Annotated in this window: 18 protein-coding genes; 8 read left to right on the top strand and 10 right to left on the bottom strand. The window is 70.1% G+C overall.

Going from position 1 to position 20,889, the window contains the following annotated elements; translation table 11 throughout:
- Positions 1–270 precede the first annotated feature (270 nt).
- Positions 271–2,961: an alanine--tRNA ligase gene (gene alaS / locus QZ271_RS06000; RefSeq protein ID WP_291429814.1), complete on the top strand. Its 2,691-nt coding sequence runs from the start codon at positions 271–273 to the stop codon at positions 2,959–2,961.
- 143 nt (positions 2,962–3,104) lie between these two features.
- The gene (locus QZ271_RS05995; RefSeq protein ID WP_291429813.1) at positions 3,105–4,499 is read left to right on the top strand and encodes a serine hydrolase; all 1,395 of its coding nucleotides are present in this window, start codon (positions 3,105–3,107) and stop codon (positions 4,497–4,499) included.
- Positions 4,500–4,807: 308 nt separating this feature from the next.
- Here QZ271_RS05995 and QZ271_RS05990 read toward each other — a convergent pair whose 3' ends face one another.
- On the bottom strand, positions 4,808–5,062 hold the full coding sequence (locus QZ271_RS05990; RefSeq protein ID WP_291429812.1) for a hypothetical protein: 255 nt from the start codon (positions 5,060–5,062) through the stop codon (positions 4,808–4,810).
- A gap of 71 nt (positions 5,063–5,133) precedes the next feature.
- On the opposite strand from QZ271_RS05990, the gene QZ271_RS05985 reads away from it, so the two are divergent.
- Positions 5,134–6,174 (top strand): metallophosphoesterase, encoded by a 1,041-nt coding sequence (locus QZ271_RS05985; RefSeq protein ID WP_291429811.1) that lies wholly within the window; start codon positions 5,134–5,136, stop codon positions 6,172–6,174.
- A gap of 68 nt (positions 6,175–6,242) precedes the next feature.
- Here QZ271_RS05985 and QZ271_RS05980 read toward each other — a convergent pair whose 3' ends face one another.
- Positions 6,243–7,631, bottom strand: coding sequence for a dienelactone hydrolase (locus QZ271_RS05980; protein ID WP_291429810.1), 1,389 nt, complete (start codon positions 7,629–7,631; stop codon positions 6,243–6,245).
- A 198-nt stretch (positions 7,632–7,829) separates the two neighbouring features.
- Positions 7,830–8,690, bottom strand: a complete 861-nt coding sequence (locus QZ271_RS05975) for a sulfurtransferase (protein ID WP_291429809.1) — start codon at positions 8,688–8,690, stop codon at positions 7,830–7,832.
- 436 nt (positions 8,691–9,126) lie between these two features.
- Between QZ271_RS05975 and QZ271_RS05970 the strand changes: the two genes are divergently transcribed.
- Positions 9,127–9,576 (top strand): SufE family protein, encoded by a 450-nt coding sequence (locus tag QZ271_RS05970; protein WP_291429808.1) that lies wholly within the window; start codon positions 9,127–9,129, stop codon positions 9,574–9,576.
- A gap of 53 nt (positions 9,577–9,629) precedes the next feature.
- Here the strand turns inward: QZ271_RS05970 and rdgB are convergent, their stop codons facing one another.
- The 6 genes from rdgB to QZ271_RS05940 all read right to left on the bottom strand — a co-directional run bounded on the left by rdgB (position 9,630) and on the right by QZ271_RS05940 (position 15,543).
- On the bottom strand, positions 9,630–10,256 hold the full coding sequence (gene rdgB / locus QZ271_RS05965; RefSeq protein WP_291429807.1) for an RdgB/HAM1 family non-canonical purine NTP pyrophosphatase: 627 nt from the start codon (positions 10,254–10,256) through the stop codon (positions 9,630–9,632).
- A 54-nt stretch (positions 10,257–10,310) separates the two neighbouring features.
- Positions 10,311–11,777 carry a D-alanyl-D-alanine carboxypeptidase gene (locus QZ271_RS05960; RefSeq protein WP_291429806.1) on the bottom strand — a complete coding sequence of 489 codons (1,467 nt, stop codon included), beginning with the start codon at positions 11,775–11,777 and terminating at the stop codon, positions 10,311–10,313.
- A gap of 73 nt (positions 11,778–11,850) precedes the next feature.
- Positions 11,851–12,864, bottom strand: coding sequence for a 4Fe-4S dicluster domain-containing protein (locus tag QZ271_RS05955; protein ID WP_291429805.1), 1,014 nt, complete (start codon positions 12,862–12,864; stop codon positions 11,851–11,853).
- Positions 12,865–12,943: 79 nt separating this feature from the next.
- Positions 12,944–13,333: a YbaN family protein gene (locus QZ271_RS05950; RefSeq protein WP_291429804.1), complete on the bottom strand. Its 390-nt coding sequence runs from the start codon at positions 13,331–13,333 to the stop codon at positions 12,944–12,946.
- Positions 13,334–13,487: 154 nt separating this feature from the next.
- Positions 13,488–14,000, bottom strand: coding sequence for a ribonuclease E activity regulator RraA (gene rraA, locus QZ271_RS05945; protein ID WP_291429803.1), 513 nt, complete (start codon positions 13,998–14,000; stop codon positions 13,488–13,490).
- Between the two features lie 364 nt (positions 14,001–14,364).
- Positions 14,365–15,543, bottom strand: coding sequence for an XdhC family protein (locus QZ271_RS05940; protein ID WP_291429802.1), 1,179 nt, complete (start codon positions 15,541–15,543; stop codon positions 14,365–14,367).
- Positions 15,544–15,674: 131 nt separating this feature from the next.
- On the opposite strand from QZ271_RS05940, the gene QZ271_RS05935 reads away from it, so the two are divergent.
- The gene (locus QZ271_RS05935) at positions 15,675–16,301 is read left to right on the top strand and encodes a hypothetical protein (RefSeq protein ID WP_291429801.1); all 627 of its coding nucleotides are present in this window, start codon (positions 15,675–15,677) and stop codon (positions 16,299–16,301) included.
- A gap of 145 nt (positions 16,302–16,446) precedes the next feature.
- Here the strand turns inward: QZ271_RS05935 and QZ271_RS05930 are convergent, their stop codons facing one another.
- Positions 16,447–17,235: an enoyl-CoA hydratase-related protein gene (locus QZ271_RS05930; RefSeq protein WP_291429800.1), complete on the bottom strand. Its 789-nt coding sequence runs from the start codon at positions 17,233–17,235 to the stop codon at positions 16,447–16,449.
- A gap of 70 nt (positions 17,236–17,305) precedes the next feature.
- Here QZ271_RS05930 and ruvX point away from each other — a divergent pair, with 70 nt between their 5' ends.
- The 3 genes from ruvX to QZ271_RS05915 all read left to right on the top strand — a co-directional run bounded on the left by ruvX (position 17,306) and on the right by QZ271_RS05915 (position 20,849).
- Entirely contained in the window at positions 17,306–17,719 is a 414-nt protein-coding gene (ruvX, locus tag QZ271_RS05925) for a Holliday junction resolvase RuvX (RefSeq protein WP_291429818.1), read from the top strand.
- Positions 17,720–17,879: 160 nt separating this feature from the next.
- Positions 17,880–19,583 carry a long-chain fatty acid--CoA ligase gene (locus QZ271_RS05920; RefSeq protein WP_291429799.1) on the top strand — a complete coding sequence of 568 codons (1,704 nt, stop codon included), beginning with the start codon at positions 17,880–17,882 and terminating at the stop codon, positions 19,581–19,583.
- Between the two features lie 255 nt (positions 19,584–19,838).
- Positions 19,839–20,849 (top strand): esterase family protein, encoded by a 1,011-nt coding sequence (locus tag QZ271_RS05915; protein ID WP_291429798.1) that lies wholly within the window; start codon positions 19,839–19,841, stop codon positions 20,847–20,849.
- The last annotated feature ends 40 nt before the right edge of the window (positions 20,850–20,889 follow it).

The following is a 20,889-nucleotide window of genomic DNA, read 5'->3' as shown; positions in this document are numbered from 1 at the left end:
GGCGATCAACCCGTCGATCTGCTCGGACTGACGACGGATGATCTCGAAGAGATCCTTCTCAGTCGCCCTAGTGCTCATGCACAGCATGGTAACGGCAGGAGTGCCCGGCCGGAAGCCGGGCACCCGAGCGATCGCTAATCACAGACTCCTCTTGCTTGCGCCTGGGCGTTCTGCCTGGGCGCTCTTGTCTGCCTGAGTTGATCAGTTGACAGGTCCGGCGGCCGGTTGCGCTGGGTGTCCAGTCTGGGTGGGGACGCTAGACTTTGCGGTATGACTGGTCCGCTTTCTACCGCACAGATTCGCGAGAAGTACCTGCAGTTTTTCGAGAGTAAGGGGCATCTGCGCCTGCCGAGTTACAGCACGGTGGCGCCGGATCCGACGACGCTGTTCACGGTGGCGGGCATGCAGCCGTTCAAGGAGCAGTTCATGGGTGCGCCGGCCGTGTTTGATGGCGTGGCGAGCAAGCGCGTGACGACGGCGCAGAAGTGCGTGCGGATCGGGGATATCGAGAACGTGGGGCGCACGCGGCGGCACCTGAGTCTGTTCGAGATGATGGGGAACTTCAGTTTCGGGGATTACTTCAAGCGGGACGCGATTCACTGGGCGTGGGAGTTCCTGACGGGCGCCGAGTGGATGGGCATGGACGGCAGCAAGCTATACGTGACGATCTACGAGGATGACGACGAGGCGTTCATGCACTGGACGCAGGAGATCGGGATTGACCCGAGCCACGTGCACCGCTTCGGGGCCGATGAGAACTTCTGGCCGGCGGACGCGCCGAAGGAAGGGCCGAACGGGCCGTGCGGGCCGTGCAGCGAGATCTTCTACGACCGTGGCCCGAAGTACGGGGATGACAGCTGGGCGGATTACGCGGTGACGCGAGAGAGTGCGCGATTCCTGGAGATCTGGAACCTGGTGTTCCCGCAGTTCGACCGGCAGGAGCCGCTGGCGGACGGGACGCCCGTGCTGCGGGACCTGCCGTTCAAGAACATCGATACCGGCATGGGGCTGGAGCGCGTGGCGAGCGTAGTGCAGGACGTGCCGGACTTCTACAGTAACGACGTGTTCCTGCCGATCGTGACGCGCGTGGCGGAGCTGAGCGGGCAGCCGTACGAGGGTGAGGTGAGCGTGTCCCACCGCGTGGTGGCCGAGCACATCCGCTCGGTGAGTATGGTGATCGCGGATGGCAGTGTGCCCAGCAACACGGGGCGCGGGTACGTGGTCCGGAAGATCCTGCGCCGCGCGTGCCGTCACGCGTACCTGCTGGGCCTGCGTGAGCCGAGCCTGTTCAAGCTCGTGCCCATCGTGGTGGACCGCATGGGCGACGCCTACCCGGAATTGCGGGAGAACCAGGCGAAGGTCGAGGCGACGGTCCGGGCCGAGGAGGAGAGCTTCCTGCGGACGCTGGAGGGCGGCATTCAGCGCCTGGGCAAGCTGCTGAGCGGCATGGAGAAGGGCGCGACCCTGTCCGGCAACGACGCGTTCGTGCTGTACGACACGTACGGTTTCCCGGTGGACCTGACGAAGGAGATCGCCGAGGAGTACGGCGTCTCGGTGGACGAGGCCGGGTATGCGGAGAGCCTGGAAAACGCGCAGAATCTCGCGCGGGCGGGCAGCAAGTACGGGAAGAGCGAACTGTTCGGCGGCTCCCAGGAGGCGCTCGACGGCCTGTCGCCCACCGTGTTCGTCGGCTATGACGACCTGCAGGCGGACGGTGAGGTCGTGGCGCTGGTCGGTGCGGGCGAGCGCCTGACTCATCTGAGCGCTGGGAGCGAGGCGACGGTGGTGCTGTCGCGCACGCCGTTCTATGCCGAGGGGGGCGGCGAGGTGGGCGACACGGGCCGCATCGAGTGGGATGGGGGCAGCGCCGGCAAGGGCTGGGGCACCGTGCGTGACACCCGAAAGACGCCGCAGGGCGTGTTCCTGCACGACGTACTCGTCGAGTCGGGCGAACTGAAAGAAGGCCTGAGCGTACGCGCGGTCGTGTCCGGTGAGCGGCAGGCCACCGAGCGGCATCACACGGCCACGCACCTGCTGCAATCCGCGCTGCGGGCCGTGCTGGGAAGCGGCGTGCAGCAGAAAGGGTCGCTGGTGGCGGCCGACCGGCTGCGCTTCGACTTCTCGCACGGCGCGGCCCTGACCGCAGAAGAGATCGCGGCCGTGGAAACCCTGGTGAGCCGCTGGGTGAGCGCGAACTTCGCGGTCACGTGGCAGGAGATGCCGATTGCCGACGCGAAGGCGGCGGGGGCGACCGCGCTGTTCGGCGAGAAGTACGGCGAGACGGTGCGCGTGGTCCGCGTGGGCGGCAGCGTGGAGTACGCCGGGCAGCCCGTCAGTTCCATGGAACTGTGCGGCGGCGCGCACGTGACCCGCACCGGCGACATCGGCGCGTTCGTGATCCTGAGTGACGAGAACGTGGCGGCCGGGGTGCGCCGCGTGGAAGCCCTGGCGGGTGAGCAGGCCACCGCGTGGGTGCGCGAGCGCCTGAACGCCGCCGCGCGGGCCGCCGCGCTGCTGAACACCAGCCCCGACGGCCTGGAGGCCCGCGTGACTGGCCTCCAGACGCAGCTGAAAGCCGCCGAGAAGGAAACCGTGACCGTCCGCCGTCAGCTGGCCGAGGCGCAGATGGGCGGCGGCACTGGCGGGGCCGCGCAGACCCGCGAGCTGGGCGGCTTCAAGGTCGCCGCGCTGAAACTGGCGGGCATCGAAGGCAACGAACTGCGCGGCGCGGCCGACAAACTGCTCGATCAGAGCGGCGCGGATATGGTCGTTCTGGCCGGTGACAGGGGACTGGTCGTGAAGGCCACCAGGGACGCCGTGACGCGCGGCGCGCACGCCGGGCAACTGATCGGCAAGCTCGCGGCGGCAGGCGGCGGCAAGGGCGGCGGCCGCCCCGACATGGCCCAGGCAGGCATCACGGACGCCGGGGCGGCGCTGGCGGCACTCGACACGGCGTTCTAACCCGCCCCGTTCTGAACCCGTGGTGGTGGGGGCGTCCGGGGCTGACCGGGACGCCCCCGCCTCTGTGCCGTCCTGGGGTGAGCGGGGTGCCTCCGCCTCTGTGCGGCGGTCCGGCGGTGGGCAGCGCGCGCTACGCTACCCTCATGCCTCTTCTTGATACGGTGCGTGCCCTGACCCCCTACCTGCCGTCCTGGCTGGAGTTCCAGCGGGATCTGGCGCGCGTGCCGGGCGTGCAGGTCGCGGTGCGGGTAGGTGGGGAGCTGGCGGCGTCGTTCGCGCTGGGCGTGGCGAACGAGGCGACCGGCGAGACGCTGACGCCGGGGCACCTGTTCCGCATCGCGTCTCATTCGAAGACCTTCACGGCGACGGCTGTCTTTCAGCTGATCGAGGCCGGGATCGTGCGGCTGGACGACCCGGCGGGCCACTGGCTCCCAGAACTGGAAGGATCGCCAGCGGCGGCCATGACGGTGCGGGAGTTGCTGGGGCACCAGTCTGGCATCAACCGGGACGGAGCGGACAGCGATTACTGGCAGCAGCTCCACCCTTTCCCGGACCGCGAGGCGCTGCTGGACCTGTGCCGCGCGCCGCAGGTGTTCGCGCCGAACACGCACTTCAAGTACTCGAACATGGGGTACTCGCTGCTGGGCCTGATCGTCGAGGCGGCCAGCCGGGAACCGTACGGGGATTTCGTGGCGGCGCACATCACGGGGCCGCTGGGGTTGCAGAACCTCGGCCCGGAACTCCCGGCGGCGCGCGAGCCGGAACTGGCGGCGGGGCACAGCGGGCGACTGGCAGGGAACGACGCGCGGCGCTTGCTGCCGTCCAGTGACACGCGGGCAATGGCGGCCGCCACGGGCTTCTACGGCACGGCGCAGGACGTGACGGCGTACCTGTCGGCGCACGCGACCGGCCGCACGGACTTGCTGTCGGACCGGTCGAAACGGCTGATGCAGCGCCGGGAATCCGAGATCACGCGCCCCTCACGGCGCGGGTACGGACTGGGATTCATGCTGGACGAGGTGGGCGGGCGCACGCTGGTCGGACACTCGGGCGGCTTTCCGGGCCACATCACGCACTCGTGGTTGGACCCGTACTCGGGTCTGTCGGTATCGGTGCTGACGAACTGCCTGGGCGGTCCGGCGACCGAGTGGGCCACGAACCTCGTGCGGCTGATCGACCTGGCCGCAAAGACGCCAACAAAGGCAGAGGCGGACGCGCCGGGCACCGACTTGAACGCCTTTACGGGCCGATTTGCCACCGACTGGGGCGTGTTCGACGTGGTGAACCTGGGAGGCCGCCTCGTGTCGCTGGCGCCGCAGGGTGACCCGGCCCTGAGCGCCACGGAACTGACCGTGCTGGACGCCGATACCCTGAAACCCGCGCCGGAATCGGGATTCGGCGCGGTGGGCGAGGCGTACCACTACCAGCGCGGCGCGGCCGGTCAGGTCGAGTGGGTCCGGCAGGGCGGCGGGCAGGCGTGGCCGGTCGCGGCGTACCGGGCGCGGGTGGGCCTCCCGCCCCTCCCCTCTCTGGACTGATTGCTGGGGGCCGCGTCAGGTTTACCGGTCTGGCCGGGCCTCTGCCGCCAGCCGGATCAGGGCCACCTAACCGGCCGCGAACCACGTGCACAGCAGCGTGATCAGGATTCCCAGGCCCACGCCCGGCCACGTCAGGCAGCGTTGGAGTGATCCAGTCCGGGTCGCCCTGCACGTCGGTCAGGGCACACCTCTTCATGCCCGCCCGGTCGCCCTTGAACACCAGGGGGGCCGGGACGAACGGTAAGGTCGCGTGCGAGTGCGCCAGCGCCGCCCACGCTGCCCAGATGTGGCTGCTGGCGGGGTATCCGTCAGCTTTGCGTATCCGGGTCAATCCCCTCGGCGGTGTCCAGCGCCATATTCGCCTCGGTCATGCTGGCGTCCGCGCCGCCCATCAGCGCCTCGACCTCACGGGCGCTCAGGGCGTCCCCGGACGGTGCAGGAACGGCCGGGGCGGGCGGCAGATGTGCCGGAGCGGGCCCCTGTTCGGCAGATCGCTCTTCCGGGGCGGGAGCCGTGTGAGGGGCCAGGGTGGGATTCAGGCTGGGGGCATCGTCGGGGGTCATGCCTCAGGGTGCGCCCTCTATGTCATGACCGTCTGATGTTTTCCTCAAGAAGCCATGATGAACTGCTGGGCATGCGCCCACCCGCCCCCCTGCTGCCTCTGTTCCTGCTTCCGCTCCTGCTCTCGGCCGCACCAGCCCCAGCACTGGCCCCAGCACCGGCCCCAGCGTTGGCCTTTACGCCGGCCCTGGCCGGTGACGTGCGCGTGGCGATCCTGAGCGACTTCAACGGCCCGTACGGCAGCACCGCGTACCCGCCCGCGCTGGGGCGCAGCGTGGCGCGCATCGTGAACGACTGGCGGCCCGACGCGGTCCTGTCGGCCGGTGACCTGATCGCCGGGCAGAAGGCGTCCCTGACGGACACGCAGGTACGCGCCATGTGGGCGGCGTTCGACCGGGACGTGCGCGCGCCACTGAACCGCGCCGGGATTCCGTTCGCGTTCACGCTCGGCAATCACGACGCCTCCCTGCTCCGTGACCGCCGCGAGGCGCGCACCTACTGGCAGGCGCACCCGCCCGCGCTGGCCTTCGTGAACCGCGCGGACTTCCCGTTTCGCAGCAGTTTCACGCTGGGCGGCGGGACGGTGTTCGTGGCGATCCTGGACGCGGCGGGTCCGGTCGTGGACGCCGGGCAGCGCGCGTGGCTGGCCGCGCAGCTCGCCTCGGCGCCCGCCCGCGCCGCCAGCATCCGGCTGGTCATGGGGCACCTGCCGCTCGCCGGCGTCAGCGAGGGCAAGAACCGCGTGGGCGAGGTCATCCGGGACGCCGGGCCGCTGCGGCAGGTCATGCAGGACGGGCGGGTGCTGGCGTACATCAGCGGGCACCACGCGGCGTACTACCCCGGACGGCTGGGCACCCCTGGACAGCTGGCCTCTGCCGGACAGCCGGGTGGCCTGAACGTCCTCGCCAGCGGCGGCATCGGCGGGCGCGACTACGTGGGGCACCCGGGCACGGCCCGCAGCACCCTGACGCTACTGACCCTGCACCCCGCCACGGGCCGCGCCACCTTCCAGACCGTGGACGCAGATACTGGCCAGCCCATTCAGACAGACAGTCTACCCGCCCGGATCGTGGGCCTGGGCGGCACGATGAACCGCGTGAGCGACTTCCGCTAAGGCAGGGAGCACGCACCAAGACCGCCCTCGCCTGCCCGGTCAGGGCAGGGGCGGGCGGTCGGGCCTGCTTACTGCTTGGGCGTCAGGTGGTATAGCTCCAGGCCGCGCGCGGTGCGGTCCTTGAAGCCCTTCCAGGAAGTGTCGTCGGCCTTGGGGGTGCCGTCGGCGTTGCGGCTGTACCTGGCGTTGTTGGCGAGGGGGACCGGCACGTTCAGGTACTCGGCGGCGCTCTGGTCACCCTTGAGTTTCAGGTTCAGGAACGCCGTCACGAAGTGCTGGTTGATGTTGTTCAGGCGGGCGCTGTCCCAGGCGGGTTCGGCGTAGTGCATGAAATCGCTGAAGGAGGCGTAGGATTCGGCGGGCGCGGGGTTCGGCGCGACGTTGTGCTGCGCGTTCTGGTACACCAGCATGTAGCGTTCGGTGTTCACGGCATTCTCGAACAGGGGTTTGACGCCGCCCTCGTACCAGGACACGTCGTCGCGGTCACCCACGACGAACAGGGTGGGCACCTTGAGGTTCTGGAGCCCCGCGTCTTCCCAGAAGCCGTACTTGCCGCCGAAGTTCACGCCGATGCCTTTCACGGCGGCGGCGCCGCCCCAAGGCGCGAAGGCCACGACGGCCTTGATGCGCGGGTCAGGCGTGTAGTTGCCGGCCTGACGCGCTGCGAAGCCGGTGCCGGGGACCAGGGGGGCCATCTGCGGGCCGTACCCGGCGCCGGCCGCGTTCAGGGCGCCGTACCCGCCCATGGAGTACCCGACGATGGCGGTCTGGTCGGCGTTCACCACGCCACTCAGGGGTGAGCCGCTGCCCGCGGCGCCCAAGCGGGCCATCTCGCTGATCACGAAGTTGTCGTCGAGCGCGCGGTTCAGCAGGGTGCTGGCGAAGGCGGCGCGGTTGCCGTGGGTGCTGTCGGTGTGGTCGATGGCCGCCACGACGTAGCCCTTGCTGGCGAGGTTCTCGGCGAGGTAGGTCATCAGGAAGCGGCTGCCAGCATACCCGTGCGAGAGGATCACGAGCGGGAAGGCGGCTCCCTTGAGGGCGGGCGCGGAGCGGTTGGCGCGGCCGCGCGTCAGGAAGGGCTTGTTAGGGGCGCTGCCCAGCACATCGCTGTAGGTGGTCAGGCCGCTCCCGCTGCGGCCGGCGGTGGGGTACCAGACCTCGGCCGTCAGGGGGCGATCGTAGGTGGGCACGGCGCCGTCCTTGGCTTTCACAATGTCCAGCTGGCCCGGGTTGACCAGCTCCAGGGTGCGAACACCCACGGCGTACTGGCCGCGCGCGGCGAGTTCGGGTGCGTCGGGCCGCAGGTCGCCGGGAACAGTCAGGGAGGGAGTGAGCGGGGCGGGCAGGGTCGAGGTGGTCTGCTGGGTCGAGGGGGGCTGAGGCGCGGCGGTCTGGGCGTGTGCGGCGGATGCGCTCAGCAGCAAGGCAAGGGACAGGAACAGGTGGGTTGATTTCATGATGGGGCCTCCGCGCGCAGACCGGACCGCTCAGGCGGGTGCCCCGGGACGGCCCAGACCGTTCGCTGGTTGGTGATGCGGTACGCAGCCCACTCTGGACCTGAGCCGTCAGGGGTCAGTCATGGTGCCCCATGGTTCAGGCACGTCCAGACAACAAAAAAGCCCCCGCGCAGGGCGGGGGGTGGGCGACGGAACCGTTCAGTTTTCGCTGTAGCTTTTCTCGATGGGCATGCCCACCGCGTTGCCCCATTCGGTCCAGCTGCCGTCGTAGTTGCGCACGTTCGGGTAGCCCAGCAGTTCGCGCAGCACGAACCAGCTGTGGCTGCTGCGCTCGGCGATGCGGCAGTACGCGATGACCTCCTTATCGGCCGTGACGCCCTCACCCTCGTACAGGGCCTTGAGCTCATCGGCGGACTTGAAGGTGCCGTCCTCGTTGGTGGCTTTCGCCCAGGGAATGGAGCGCGCGCCGGGAATGTGGCCGCCACGCAGCACACCTTCTTGCGGGTAGTTGGCCATGTGCGTGACCTTGCCGCTGAACTCGTCGGGGCTACGCACGTCGACCAGCGCACCCTTGCCGTCCTGCACAGCTTTCAGGTGGGCCTTGACCTCGTCGCGGTAGGCGCGGAGGCTGTCGTCGCGGGTCAGGGCGGGGTACTCGCTGGCCTGCACGGGGGTGGGGTCGGTGGTGGTCTCGCGGCCCTCGGCCATCCACTTCTGGCGGCCGCCGTTCATGAGTTTCAGGTTTTTCACGCCGCTGTAGCTCAGGAACCAGTAGGCGTAGCTGGCCCACCAGTTGCTCTTGTCGCCGTACAGGATGATCTGGTCGTCGGCCCGGATGCCCAGGCGGCCCAGCAGTTCGCTGACCTGGTCGGGCGTGATGAAGTCACGTTCGACGGGGTGCCACAGGTCGGTCTGCCAGTCGAGTTTCACGGCGCCGGGGATGTGGCCGGTGTCGTACAGCAGGATGTCCTCGTCAACCTCGATCAGGCGGACGCCGTCCTTGTTCAGGTTCTGGGCGACCCAGTCGGTGCTGACCAGTACGTCTTTCGCGTATTCCATGTGTGTTGCCTCCTGTGGCTGGTGTGAGTCCGGCTGGGCCGGGGGTGAGACGGACTGCGGTTGATCCGGTGCGGTTTTCGAATCACTCCGGGCGGGTGCGAGGAGGAACAACAGCTGCCCCTGGGCGATGTGGAGCCGCAGGCGGGAATGCACCGACTGCGGCGCAGGAGAGCGCAATCCGTCTATACGGATTCCGTTTGTTTCACTGACACGTGCGGAACATCACCGGACCTGCCAGCTCCACGTCCGGAACCCGCTTCGGCTCCCACTCGCTTCGCTCGGATTGAACGGTCTTTGCAGCCCATTCAACCCGGAGTCCGTCTGAGACTGCGGGATGACCTCCGGAATTGTACTCCGGGACGACACCAGTTGACAAAAGTGGTCAACTGGACAGGGCCACCCAATCCCGCCCCCGACCCGGCGCTACAGTACCCGCATGAGCGACAGCGCCCCCGCCCCCCTGCCCGAGAAACTCCAGAGCATCGTCAGCATGTTCCGCAGCGCACCCAAGGCCCTGCGCCTCCAGGCCCTGCTGGAGTACAGCAAGAAACTGCCCGCCCTGCCCGAGAAGTACGTCGAGCATCCGGAGTTCCTGCAACCCGTCCCGGAATGCACCAGCCCCTTTTTCCTGGTCACCGAGCGGGGCGACGCGGGCGGCGTGAACATGTACTTCAAGGTGCCCGAGGAAGCCCCCACCGTGCGCGGCTACGCCGGCATCCTGCACGAGGCCCTCAGTGGCGCCACGCCTGACGAGATCCTCAGTGTCCCCGACCAGTTCTACATGGACATGGGCCTGAGCGAACTGATCACCCCCATGCGCCTGCGCGGCATGGGCGCCATCCTGATGCGCCTGAAGAACGACGTGCGCGAACACGCCCAGGCGTAAACCCATCCCCGTTCTCCCGGCGCTCCCTGAACGCCGGTCAACCGAGCGGCCGGTCAACCCAGCAGAGTGACGTCCCGTTCCGGCAGTCCGGCATGGTGAGCGGCGCACAACGCCGCGAGCGCCTGCCCCCGGTGGCTGATGGCGCGTTTCTCGGCGACGGTCATCTCGGCCAGGGTGCGGCGGTCACCATCCGGGACGAACAGCGGGTCGTAGCCGAAGCCGTTCTCGCCGCGCGGTCCTTCGAGGAGGGTGCCGGGCAGTTCGCCGCGGTACGTTTCGAGGTGGCCGTCCGGGTACGCGAGAACAATCACGGAGACGAACTTCGCGCGGCGGTTCTTTTGCCCGCGCAGGCGCTCCAGGAGGAACACGTTGCGTTCCGTGTCGTTCCCGACGTTGCCGTAGCGGGCGCTGTACACGCCGGGTTCCCCGCCGAGCGCCTCGACCTCGATGCCGCTGTCGTCGGCCAGGGCCGGCATGTTCAGCATGTGCGCGGCGGCGCAGGCTTTCAGGGCGGCGTTCTCCTCGTAGGTCGAGCCGGTCTCGTCGGGCAGGGGCAGGCCATCCAGGCCGCGCAGCGTCCAGCCGAGACCCCCCAGGGCCTCCTGGATCTCCCGGACCTTGCCCTCGTTCCCGGTCGCCACGACCACCGTCATTCCGGCCCCTGCTGCCCCGTCACTCATCACGCCCTCAAGTCTAGACGGTAAGGCCGTCCGTCGGTCAACATCCCGACAAGGTCAGTGAGCCTGTGCCATGGCCTGCACCACGCGGTCCTGCACGTCCCGCATGGTCAGGATGGAGGTGTCCTCGGGGCCGTTCATCAGCACGGCGAAAGCCAGGGTGCGGCCGCTGCGGCCCGTCACATACCCGGCCAGGGCGCTCACGCCGGGCAGCGTGCCGGTCTTAGCGCGCACATCGAGGTTCAGGCCGCGCATCCGCAGGGCCAGCGTGCCGCCGCGCCCGTCGTGTTCCGGCACGTTCTCGCCGGTGCCAGCCTGCGCAAGGGCCTCGATGAACGCATTGCCCCGGTCACGGTACAGAGCGTCCGGCAGCAGACGCGCGGGCTGAGCGGCCCTGAGGGCGGCGGCCTGCGCGGCGCGCGTGGGGTACGGCAGGTCATGCATGACGGTCAGCAGGGTGCCCAGGGCGCGCGGGCTCAGGCGCGACTCGCGGCTCAGGCCGCTGCCGTCCGCGAGGTTCAGGCCGCTCAGGTCCACGCCGATCTGCCGCAGGAACGCCCGTTCGCGGTCCAGTGCGCCGCGCAGGGTGCCGTTCCCGCCGGGCGGGTGCGCCAGGGTGGCCAGCAGACTCTCGGCCAGCAGGTTGTCACTGGGCCGCAGGGTGCGGGCCAGCGCGGCCTGCGGCGACCCGCTGCGCACCACGGCCACGCCCTGCTCGGGCCGCCGGGCGACCGGCACGAACGGATCGGGTTCGGCCGGCGTCTTCTCCGCCTCGGCCGCAGGGATGGGCGGCAGGTACGGCGTGAACGGCGCGGCCCGCCCGGTCACGTCCGACGCGACGCGCACCCCGGCCCGGCGCAGTTCGGCGCGCAGGGCCGCACCCAGGCGCGCGTGGGCCTGCTCGGCACTCTGTGGTGGCTCGTCGTGCCAGCTGTCCAGGCGCAGGCCAGTCAGGGGCACCCCGACGGTCAGCGACGCGAAACTCGCAGTGTCCAGGGTCTCGTCCACCCGGACCTCGCCCACCTCGCGCAGCCCGCGCGCGTACGCCTGCCGCGCCAGGGCCCGCAGGCTGTACCCGCTCTCCCCACCCCCCCCATTCACGCTGCCGCCACCCACGCTGAGGGTGGGATCGCCGCTCCCGCGCAGGGTCACGGCCTTCACGCGCGCCTGCACGCCGCGCGCGCCCACCTGCGAGGCCGGGACGGTCAACTGCGCCGTCCACGCGCCCCCCGCGCCGCCCACGTCATGCAGGACCGAGGCGGCCGTGACCAGTTTGGTCGTGCTGGCCGGAATGAACGCCCCGTCCGGCTCCTGCGTTTCCAGGACCGGGCCGCCCCCCACCTCGCGCAGCAGGATGCCCACGCGCACGCCGCGCGGCAGATCGGTCAGGGCCGCCTGCACGCCCGCACTCAGGCCCGGTTCACGCGTCAGGTGAAAGGCGCCCGCATCGGCCGGGGGGGGCGCCGGGGCCACGGCCGCGCCGCCAGGCAGCACAAGCAGTGAGAGCAGCAGAAAACGGCGCATCGCCCGCAGGATAGCGGCAAGCACCACGACGAACGTCCGGGCGCGCCCGGCGCGGCCTGAAGTCAGGGCCGGGTCACATCACGCTGTCGCTTTCACGCAGCAGGATGGGCGCCTGGAAGGCGGCGGGCAGCCACTGGTCCTGCTCGTGCATCGCCTGGGGCGGACACGAGTGCAAGCAGGCCATGCAGCCCGTGCAGGCCGTGAGGTTCAGCAGCAGGCGCACGCCGCCGTCGGGTTGCAGGTCGCGGGTGATGGCGTCGGTGGGGCACACGTTCGTGCACACGGGGCAGTCGATGCAGGTGTCGTCGATCAGCGGGGCGGGCCAGTACAGGCCCACGCCCCCGGGCGGCTCGGGTTTCAGGGTCCGGGCGCGCCACTGCCATTCCTGCGGGGTGCGGTCCTCGGGCACGCTCCAGTCCACGAACGGCAGCGGGCTTTCCGGGAGGCTGCGCGCGACCTGCTGTCCGGCCGCGCGGAACATCGCGCCGAACGCGCCGCGCCGCGAGACTCTCAGGGCGCGGCTGGCGTCCTGCGGCGTGACCGGCCGCACCGTGACCGGCGCGGGGCGGCCGGTCGGGGCGCGCAGACGCTGGGTTTCTTCCAGCACGCGCTCCAGGCGGGCGGGCACGTCAGGCGCGCCGACCGCGCAGGTGTCGCAGGCGCCGTGAATCAGGGTCAGCGGGGTGTTCCACGCGCCGGCCGCCGAGAGCAGCGCGGGGGTCACGCGGCCCAGGCACGGCAGGCTGGGGCCGCCCGCGCCGCTCTGCGAGCAGGTCAGGCTGGCGTCGTGCGCCGGGGCGCCCGGCCGGAACTGCTGGTCTTTCACGCTCTGCAGGGCGGGCAGCAGGTTGAACTCCAGCGCGCCGGTCGGGCAGACCTGCACGCACAGGCCGCAGCCGGTACACAGGTCCGCGTCGATCTGAATGCTGGCCCCCACCAGACCGACGTTGATGGCGCCGTGCGGACAGGTGGCGTGACAGGCGTCACAACCACCGACCGCCTGCCGTTCCAGCAGGCAGCGGGGCGGCGTGAACCGCGGAACGTGATTCCCGGAGTCATCCAGGCGTGCCAGAACACCTTGCAGCATGAGCGGAGTCTACGCGCCCCGGTGCCCGCAGGCCTCTGGTCTGCAATCCTCTGGTCTGCCCAGGATCAGCGGGCGCGCGTCACGGTACGCTGCGCCGGGTGGGAACACGCCGTGTAATGAACAGCACGCCGGCCAGCCCGATCAGCACCCACGCCACCTGCGCCGCCAGAAGCGGAATACGCGGCACGCTCAGGCCCACCGCCAGCACGATGCAGACGCAGGCGATCCACTTGGCGCGCAGCGGCATGCCCCGCCCGGCGCGGTAATCCGTGATCAGCGGCCCCACCACCGGGCGCGACAGCAGCCACGCCTCCCAGCGCGGGTCGCCGCGTGAGAAGGCGGCGGCCGCCAGAATGAACCACACGGTGCCGGGAAAGCCCGGCAGGATCAGGCCCAGCAGCCCGAAGGCGCACAGCACGAACCCCAGCGCCACCCACAGGGACCGGAAACGGGAGGGGGGGCGGGTCATGCCGCTCAGAGTAGCGTCTGCCTGCCCGGACCGGCAGGACGCCCGCATACGGAGCACGGTTCACAGCGCCACATCCGTCTGTTGTTCCTACTCTGTTCCTACTCGCATCCGCCCGGATTGATTCGCAGCTGCACCGAGTCAACCGTGACCGGCATCAGGCCAGTGTGGGCGGCAGGATCAGGATGCCGTCCTCGTCGGCGCTGATCAGGTCGCCGGGGTGCACGGTCACCCCCGCGAAGGTGACGGGCACGTCGCGCTCGCCGGTCGCTGCCTTGCCACTGCGGCGTGGATGCACGGCCAGCGCGCGAATGCCGACGTTCAGCACGCGCAGTTCGGTGGTGTCGCGCACGCAGCCGTTCACGATCACGCCCGCCCAGCCCCCCTGCTCGGCCAGTTCGCCCAGCTGTCCGCCCAGCAGCGCGCAGTTCAGGCTGCCGCCGCCGTCCACGACGAGCACGCGGCCCTCGCCGGGCGTGCCCAGCACCTCGCGCACCAGGGGGTTGTTCTCGTGAACGCGCAGCGTCACGGCCCGCCCCGTGAAGCGTGGGCGACCCCCGAACTCCTGGAAGACCGGCGCGAACACGGGCGCGTCCGGGTACAGGTCGCTCAGGTCGGTGGTGGGCAGGTCGGTCAGCGGCAGGTCCTGTTCCGGCAGGTCGTGGGTCATGCTCCAGTCAAGCAGTCGCCCGTCGCGCGGGGCCGGTACCCGACCGGGAACGCCCCTGCAACCCGCGCAGGAACGCCCGGCCACGCGGGTCACACCCAGGTCGTCTGTTTCGCTGACAACCCAGAACGTCGCCGGGTGGTCAATTCCACGCCCGGAACCTGCCCCGCTCTCACCCGCTTTGCTCGGACTGAATGGGGCTGCAAAGACCGTTCAATCGGAGTTCTTATCATACGGACTGCCGCTCCATTCCACCACAGTCGGAAAAGCGCCGCCTGCGGTTCCAGAGCGCGAAGGGGCGTCTGCCCTTCCTCCTCGCGTCCGCTCGGATTGATTCGGGACTGTACCAAATCAGTCGGAATCCGTATCAGGTGGGGCCGGGGGCGGCGGGATGGGTGGGCGCGTGGTGAATGCGGCCCGCGTGCCCGCTCAGGAACGATCCGTCGTAGCCGCGCCGCCACGCCATGAGTTCTGCCAGGATGCTCAGCGCGACCTCCTCGGGCGCCTCGGCTCCCAGGCGCAGGCCGATGGGCGAGCGCAGGCGCCCCAGCGCGTCTCCGAAGGTCACGCCCTCGCCTTCTAGGGTGGCGAGCAGGTCCAGCGCGCGGCTGCGGGGACCGAGGACGCCCACGTACGCCGCGCCGGATTCCAGCGCGTGCCGCAGGCAGACCCGGTCGCGGTCCACGTGGTGGTTCATGACGATCAGGTGCGCGCGCGGCGAGGGCGTGAACGCCGTCAGGTCCTCCGGGCTCAGGGCGTGCAGGGTCGCGCCGGGAAAGCGGCCGGGCGTGAGGTACGCGCCGCGCGGGTCAATCACGTGCACGTCGTAGCCCAGCGCGTGCGCCTGCGCCGAGAGCGGCATGGCGTCGTGCCCGGCGCCGTACAGCACCAGTTGCGGCGGCGGGCTGCTCAGGTCGATGAAGACCGGCGTGCCCCCTGCGCCGTCCGGGCCGGGCAGGGTCAGGGTCGCGGCCCGCGGTTCGCGGCTCCCCAGGCGTTCCAGCGCCGCCGCGACCGCCGGGGCGTGCAGGTCGCCGCCCAGCGTGCCCAGTACCTGAGCCACCTGGACCTCAGCTCCCTCGGCGCCGGAAAACCCGCCGCCGGGCACCTCTGCGCCGGGCAGGACCAGCGCGCGGCCCTCGCCGTGCAGGGGCACGATCAGCGCGGCTGCCCGCCCCGCCTCCAGCGCCGAGAGCCACGCGGCCGTGACCGGCTCCTGGGCGTCCACGCGTTCCACGCGCACGTCCACGCTGCCGCCACAGCCGATGCCCAGGCCCCAGGTGGCGTCCTCGGACAGGTCGTAGTGCGTGAGGCTCGGCGCGCCCGTGCGGATCACGTCCAGCGCCACCTCGACCACCTCGGCCTCCAGGCACCCGCCCGACAGCATGCACACCTGCGCGCCGTCATCCAGGACCAGCATGCGCGTGCCCTCGCGGCGGTACGCGCTGCCGCGCACGCCCACCACGGTCGCGATGGCCGCCTGTTGCCCCCGGCCCAGGGCGTCACGCAGGACGCCCAGCAGGGCGCGGGTCTCGGCAGCGTTCATGACCGCTCACTGTAGCGCCGCCAGGGTTGGCGCAAGGTGGCCTCTCTTTCCCTGAACCCCCCCCGGTTGCCCCAAGGTTTTCTGGGCGGCCCCTCACGCGCCCGCACCCGCGCGTGCTTCACACTGGGGTCATGCTGGACAACATCCTGAACACCGTCAAACGAGGAGCCGAACGGGTCCAGAGGCGCGGCGAGGAAGTCGCGCACGTCACGCGCCTGCGCATGGAAGTCTTTCAGCTGTCGCGCGAACTGGACGCCCTGTACGCCCGTCTGGGCCGCTCCTACCACGCCGGAGCCGACGTGGAGGTCCTGAGCGGCGTGCGCGAGGACATCCGCCGCGTCGAGGAAGAAATCCGCGCCCGTGAACACCTGATTGCCGAACTCGGCGCGGACACCGAGCCGGAACGGCCCGCCCCGGCAACCGACACCGGACCGGTCAGCGTGGCTGCCCCGGGCCACGCGCCCGCGCCCCGCACAGAAGCGACCGTTCCCGCCGCCGCGCCCTACCCGACCCAGCTTCAGCACCCGACCCCGGAGGTCCGCATGACGAAAGACACTGAAACGCCCAACCCCACGTCCACCGCGCCCGTTCCGACCACGCCCGACCCGACTGTGCAGCACAGCGACGAGAAGCTGCCGCTGGGCGACCAGACCGCCAGCATGGGCAACGAGGCCGCCCGCGACGACATGTTCCGCCACCAGAACATCATCGAGGAAGGCAAGGCCGCCAGCCGCAACCCCGACCCGCTCGACAAGTAATACGGACAGCGGCTGGAACGGTGTTTACCCACCGCTCCAGCCGGGCAGAGCGAATGATAGGGAAACACACAGGAGCCCGTCTGTTGTTCCTACTCGCATCCGCTCGGATTGATTCGGAACTGCACCAAATCAATCGGAATCCGTATCAGAGCGCGTCCCGTACAAAGTGCGCGGGGCGTTTTTCCTTGAAGGCCGTCACGCCCTCCTCGTGCTCCCAGTGCTCCCCGGCGAGTTGTTGCAGGGCGGCTTCCTGATCGAGCGCCTCGTCGAGGGTGCCGGTCATGGCGGCGTTCAGGGCCTGCTTGGTGAGTTTGAGGGCGTTGGCGGGACGCTCGGCCAGGCGTTCGGCGTAGGCCTGCACGTCCTGCCCGAAGGTGTCGTCCGGGAAGACCTGCTCGCACAGGCCCAGGCGCAGGGCGTCGTCGGCCCGGACGCGCCCGGCGAGGGCCATCATCTCGAAAGCGCGGTGGTAGCCCACGAGGCGCGGCAGGAACCACGTACTGCCGCAATCCGGGACGAGGCCAATGTTGCTGAACACCTCGATCAGGCTGGCGGACTGCGCCCACAGGCGGATGTCGCCGCTCAGGGCGAGGCTCGCTCCGGCTCCGGCGGCGACGCCGTTCACGGCGGTAATCACGGGTTTGCTCAGGCCGCGAATGGCGCGGATCAGGGGGTTGTATGTGGCGTTCAGGTGCTCGCTGAAGGTCCCGCCGCGCCCCGACACGTCCCCGAGGTCCTGCCCGGCACAGAAGCCCCGCCCGGCCCCGGTGATCACGACGACGCGCACGGCGTGGTCGGCGTCGGCGGCGCGCAGTTCGGCCTTCAGGGCGAGCAGCAGGGCGTCATTGGCGGCGTTCAGGCGCTCCGGGCGGTTGAGGGCCAGGGTCCGCACGCCTGCGCGGGTATGCGCGGCAACCACGTTTGGTTGTGTCATGCGCCTCAGGGTACTGCCTGCCGGGGGGCGCGGTACACTCGCCCGCGTGAGTGACCCCCAGCCAGAGTCCCTGAACGCCGACCAGAGCGGCCCTGCGAACGCGCCTGGAGTGCCGGTGATCCTGGCGCTGGATGTCAGTCGGTACCGCATCGGGTTCGCGGTGAATGCGGGTACGCTGGCGTTTGGTCGGGGCAGCGTGGACCGCAAGCGGTTGCCGCTGGACCTGAAGGCCGTGCGCCTGAAAGTCGCCGAGACCGGCGCGACCCTGCTGCTGCTGGGCCTGCCCCTGCGCACCGACGGCGCGCACAGCCCGGCTGCCGACCGCGTGCGGGCTTTCGGGAAGATCCTGACCGAGAAAGGCTACGTGATCGCCTACCAGGACGAGCGTTTCACGACCCGCCGCGCCCGCGACCTGGGGGCCGCCGACGAGGACGAGGCGGCCGCCGTGCAGATCCTGGAACTGCACCTGCTGGGCCGCTCCTGAGCGCGGGCCGCACCGGGGTGTGCCTCACGCAGAAACGCCCCGAACACGGGGCCGGTAAGGAACCACGCGGGCACGCCCGTATAATCGCGGTATTCAAAGGATCAGGTGCTTGTGCCGGGCCGCCCGTGGCCCGCACGGCCGGGCACCCACGGAGGTTTTCATGCAGGGCAACATGATGGACGTTCAACTGACGGTACCGACCATTCTCGAACGTGTCCGCACGCAGTACGCCGCGCGCGAGGTCGTGAGTCTGCTGGTCGCCGGACGCGACGAGCAGGGCAACCCGGTGGCCCACAAGCACCGCACCACGTACGGGCAGGTCGCGGACCGCGCGCTGCGCCTCGCGGGGGGCCTGCTGGGCCTGGGTCTGCAACCGGGCGACCGGGTGGCGACGATGGCCGTGAACTCGTTCCGGCACCTGGAGGCGTACCTGGGCGTGCCCAGCGCCGGGCTGGTGCTGCACACCGTGAACATCCGCCTGCACCCCGATCAGATCGCCTGGATCCTGAATCACGCCGAGGACCGCGTGCTGCTGATCGAGAACGTGTTCGCCGCGATGATCCCCGCCCTGAAGGCCGCCTGCCCGAAACTGGAGCACGTGTTCGTGCTGGGGCCCACGCCGCAGCCCATCGCGCTGCCCGGCGTGGCCGACTACGACACGTTCGTGGGGGATCATGCTCCCCTGGCCCGCTACCCACAGCTTCACGAGACCGACGCGGCCGCCATGTGCTACACCAGCGGCACCACCGGCAACCCCAAGGGCGTGGTGTACACGCACCGCTCCACGCTGCTGCACTCCATGATCAGCGCGCCCAAAGACGCCCTGAATGTCGGCGAGGCCGACAGCGTGCTGCCCATCGTGCCCATGTTCCACGTGAACGCCTGGGGCCTGCCGTACACCTGCGCCATGTACGGCGCCAAGCAGGTGTACGCCGGGGTGTTCGCGGACGGCCACAGCGTCGCCGGCCTCCTGCAAGATGAGGGCGTGACCCTCACGGCGGGCGTGCCCACCATCTGGATGGGCCTGCTGGGCGAACTGGACCGCGCCGCCGCCGACGGGCACCCCTACGACCTGAGCCGGGTGGAACGGATGATCGTGGGGGGCAGCGCCGCGCCCGAAAGCATGATCCGCGCCTTCTGGGACCGCCACCACCTGAGCCTGATGCAGGCCTGGGGCATGACCGAAACGCACCCGCTGGGCACGGCCAGCGCCGTCCCGGTCGGCGTGGACCCCACCAGCGACGAGGGTTTCACGCTGCGCGCCAAGCAGGGCCGCACCGTGCCGCTGATCGAACTGGAGATCCTGGATGACGACGGGCAACGCCTCGCGCACGACGGGAAGACCATGGGCCGCCTGATCACGCGCGGTCCCTGGGTGGCCAGCAGTTACTTCAAGGGCGAGGGCCAGAGCAACTTCTTCGACCTTGACGGTCAACTCTGGTTCGACACGGGCGACATTGCCACCCTGGACGAACGCGGGTACATGCACATCCAGGACCGCGCCAAGGACCTGATCAAGAGCGGCGGCGAGTGGATCGGCAGCGTTGACCTGGAAAACGCCATCATGGCCCACCCGGCGGTCGCCATGTGCGCCGTGATTGCCATGGACGACCCCAAGTGGGACGAGCGCCCCCTGGCCATCGTCGTGCCGCGCCCCGGCCAGACGGTCACGCACGAGGCCCTGATCGAGTTCATCGCGCCAAAGTTCGCCAAGTGGTGGCTGCCCGACGCGACCGTGATCACCGACACGCTGCCCATCGGCGCGACCGGCAAGGTCCTGAAACGCGAACTGCGCGAACAGTACCGGGGGTACAGCACCAACCCCGGCCTCGTACCGCCCGCCAAGCCCGACCGCAGCGAGTAGGCGAGTAAGGGCGGGGAGGCGGGAGGGGGGAAACGGGTGAACGACCGACCGCTTCCCCCCTCCCAGTTCCTTGACAGCGCCCCACGCACCGTGTCCCGCACACCCCACGGACTCGGAGGAAATGGTCGGCAGACAACCCCTCCATCCAAGTGGATGCGAGTCGAAACAACAGACGCCGCCGGGCGGTCTGAAGCTGCAGGCGGCGCTTGACCGACCGTGGCGCAGTGGAGCAAAAGCCGTACTACACTTGCGGGCATGGCTGTTTCGGTGGATGGGCAGTGGGTGACGTTCTCGCCCCCGGCGGGTGCCGTGGGCCTGATCGGGGACGTGACGGACTGGCGCAAGCGTGAGCCGATTCCGGTGGTGGACGGCGCGCCGGTGCGGCTGCGCCTGCCGCGTGGCGCGTGGGTGGAGTACGCGTGGGTGGACGCGGCCGGCAAGGCGTTCGCGGACCCGGACAACGCGCAGCGGTCCCTGAATCCGTGGTGGCCGTACCCGCGTGCGGCGGCGGTGGGCGAGTACGCCCGGCACCCCCTGTGGCAGATGCCGGACGCCACCCAGAAGGGCTCGGCGAACCGCCTGACCTGGGAGAGCACGGTGTTTCCGGGCACGCGGCGGGTGATCGTGTACACGCCGCACGGGTACGCGGGCGGGCCACTGCCGGTGTACTACGTGCAAGACGGCGTGGCGTTCTACCGCACGGGAAGACTGGGCGAAGTCATGGACCGCGCGGTCCAGTCGGGCCTGACGGGCGGCGCGGCCCTGGTGTTCGTGGAACCGGGCGACCGGAACGAGGAGTACTACCTGAACCCCCGCTACCTGGATTTCCTGACGCAGGAGGTGATGCCCCGCGTGGAGGGGCCGCTGGTCACGGCGTCCGTGCGGGGCCTGTGGGGCGCGAGCCTGGGCGGGCTGATCAGCCTGTTCCTGGGCGCGCGGCACCCGGAGCTGTTCAGCCGGGTGGCGGCGCACAGCGGGGCCTTCATTGCGCGGCCTGGCGCGACGCGGGACGGCGGCATGATCGACACCGTAACGGCCGGGGAGTGGCTGCTGGAACAGCTGCGCGCCAGCCCCCCCACACACCTGACGACCAGCCTGGACGCGGGGACGCTGGAATGGCTGACCGGCCCGAACCGCCGCATGGCGGGCCTGTTCGCGGACCTGGGCCTGCCGCACCAGTACCGCGAGTACCCCAGCGGGCACAACTGGGTCACGTGGCGTGAGGCGCTGCCCGAAGCGTTCCTGTACCTCCAGGGCGGCGCCTAAGGTCACTCCTCACCACCGGGGCGGCGCGGCGCGGCATAGT

It is taken from the genome of Deinococcus sp. (assembly GCF_018260555.1).
Lineage (GTDB): Bacteria > Deinococcota > Deinococci > Deinococcales > Deinococcaceae > Deinococcus.
Note: the sequence above shows the minus strand (reverse complement) of the source record. Positions and strands in the feature narration are given on the sequence as shown.

Excerpts from the sequence above, each read along its gene's own strand:
- alaS (WP_291429814.1), top strand. The coding sequence starts at position 271 with ATGACTGGTCCGCTTTCTACCGCACAGATTCGCGAGAAGTACCTGCAG.
- QZ271_RS05995 (WP_291429813.1), top strand. The coding sequence starts at position 3,105 with ATGCCTCTTCTTGATACGGTGCGTGCCCTGACCCCCTACCTGCCGTCC.
- QZ271_RS05990 (WP_291429812.1), bottom strand. The coding sequence starts at position 5,062 with ATGACCCCCGACGATGCCCCCAGCCTGAATCCCACCCTGGCCCCTCAC.
- QZ271_RS05985 (WP_291429811.1), top strand. The coding sequence starts at position 5,134 with ATGCGCCCACCCGCCCCCCTGCTGCCTCTGTTCCTGCTTCCGCTCCTG.
- QZ271_RS05980 (WP_291429810.1), bottom strand. The coding sequence starts at position 7,631 with ATGAAATCAACCCACCTGTTCCTGTCCCTTGCCTTGCTGCTGAGCGCA.
- QZ271_RS05975 (WP_291429809.1), bottom strand. The coding sequence starts at position 8,690 with ATGGAATACGCGAAAGACGTACTGGTCAGCACCGACTGGGTCGCCCAG.
- QZ271_RS05970 (WP_291429808.1), top strand. The coding sequence starts at position 9,127 with ATGAGCGACAGCGCCCCCGCCCCCCTGCCCGAGAAACTCCAGAGCATC.
- rdgB (WP_291429807.1), bottom strand. The coding sequence starts at position 10,256 with ATGAGTGACGGGGCAGCAGGGGCCGGAATGACGGTGGTCGTGGCGACC.
- QZ271_RS05960 (WP_291429806.1), bottom strand. The coding sequence starts at position 11,777 with ATGCGCCGTTTTCTGCTGCTCTCACTGCTTGTGCTGCCTGGCGGCGCG.
- QZ271_RS05955 (WP_291429805.1), bottom strand. The coding sequence starts at position 12,864 with ATGCTGCAAGGTGTTCTGGCACGCCTGGATGACTCCGGGAATCACGTT.
- QZ271_RS05950 (WP_291429804.1), bottom strand. The coding sequence starts at position 13,333 with ATGACCCGCCCCCCCTCCCGTTTCCGGTCCCTGTGGGTGGCGCTGGGG.
- rraA (WP_291429803.1), bottom strand. The coding sequence starts at position 14,000 with ATGACCCACGACCTGCCGGAACAGGACCTGCCGCTGACCGACCTGCCC.
- QZ271_RS05940 (WP_291429802.1), bottom strand. The coding sequence starts at position 15,543 with ATGAACGCTGCCGAGACCCGCGCCCTGCTGGGCGTCCTGCGTGACGCC.
- QZ271_RS05935 (WP_291429801.1), top strand. The coding sequence starts at position 15,675 with ATGCTGGACAACATCCTGAACACCGTCAAACGAGGAGCCGAACGGGTC.
- QZ271_RS05930 (WP_291429800.1), bottom strand. The coding sequence starts at position 17,235 with ATGACACAACCAAACGTGGTTGCCGCGCATACCCGCGCAGGCGTGCGG.
- QZ271_RS05920 (WP_291429799.1), top strand. The coding sequence starts at position 17,880 with ATGCAGGGCAACATGATGGACGTTCAACTGACGGTACCGACCATTCTC.
- QZ271_RS05915 (WP_291429798.1), top strand. The coding sequence starts at position 19,839 with ATGGCTGTTTCGGTGGATGGGCAGTGGGTGACGTTCTCGCCCCCGGCG.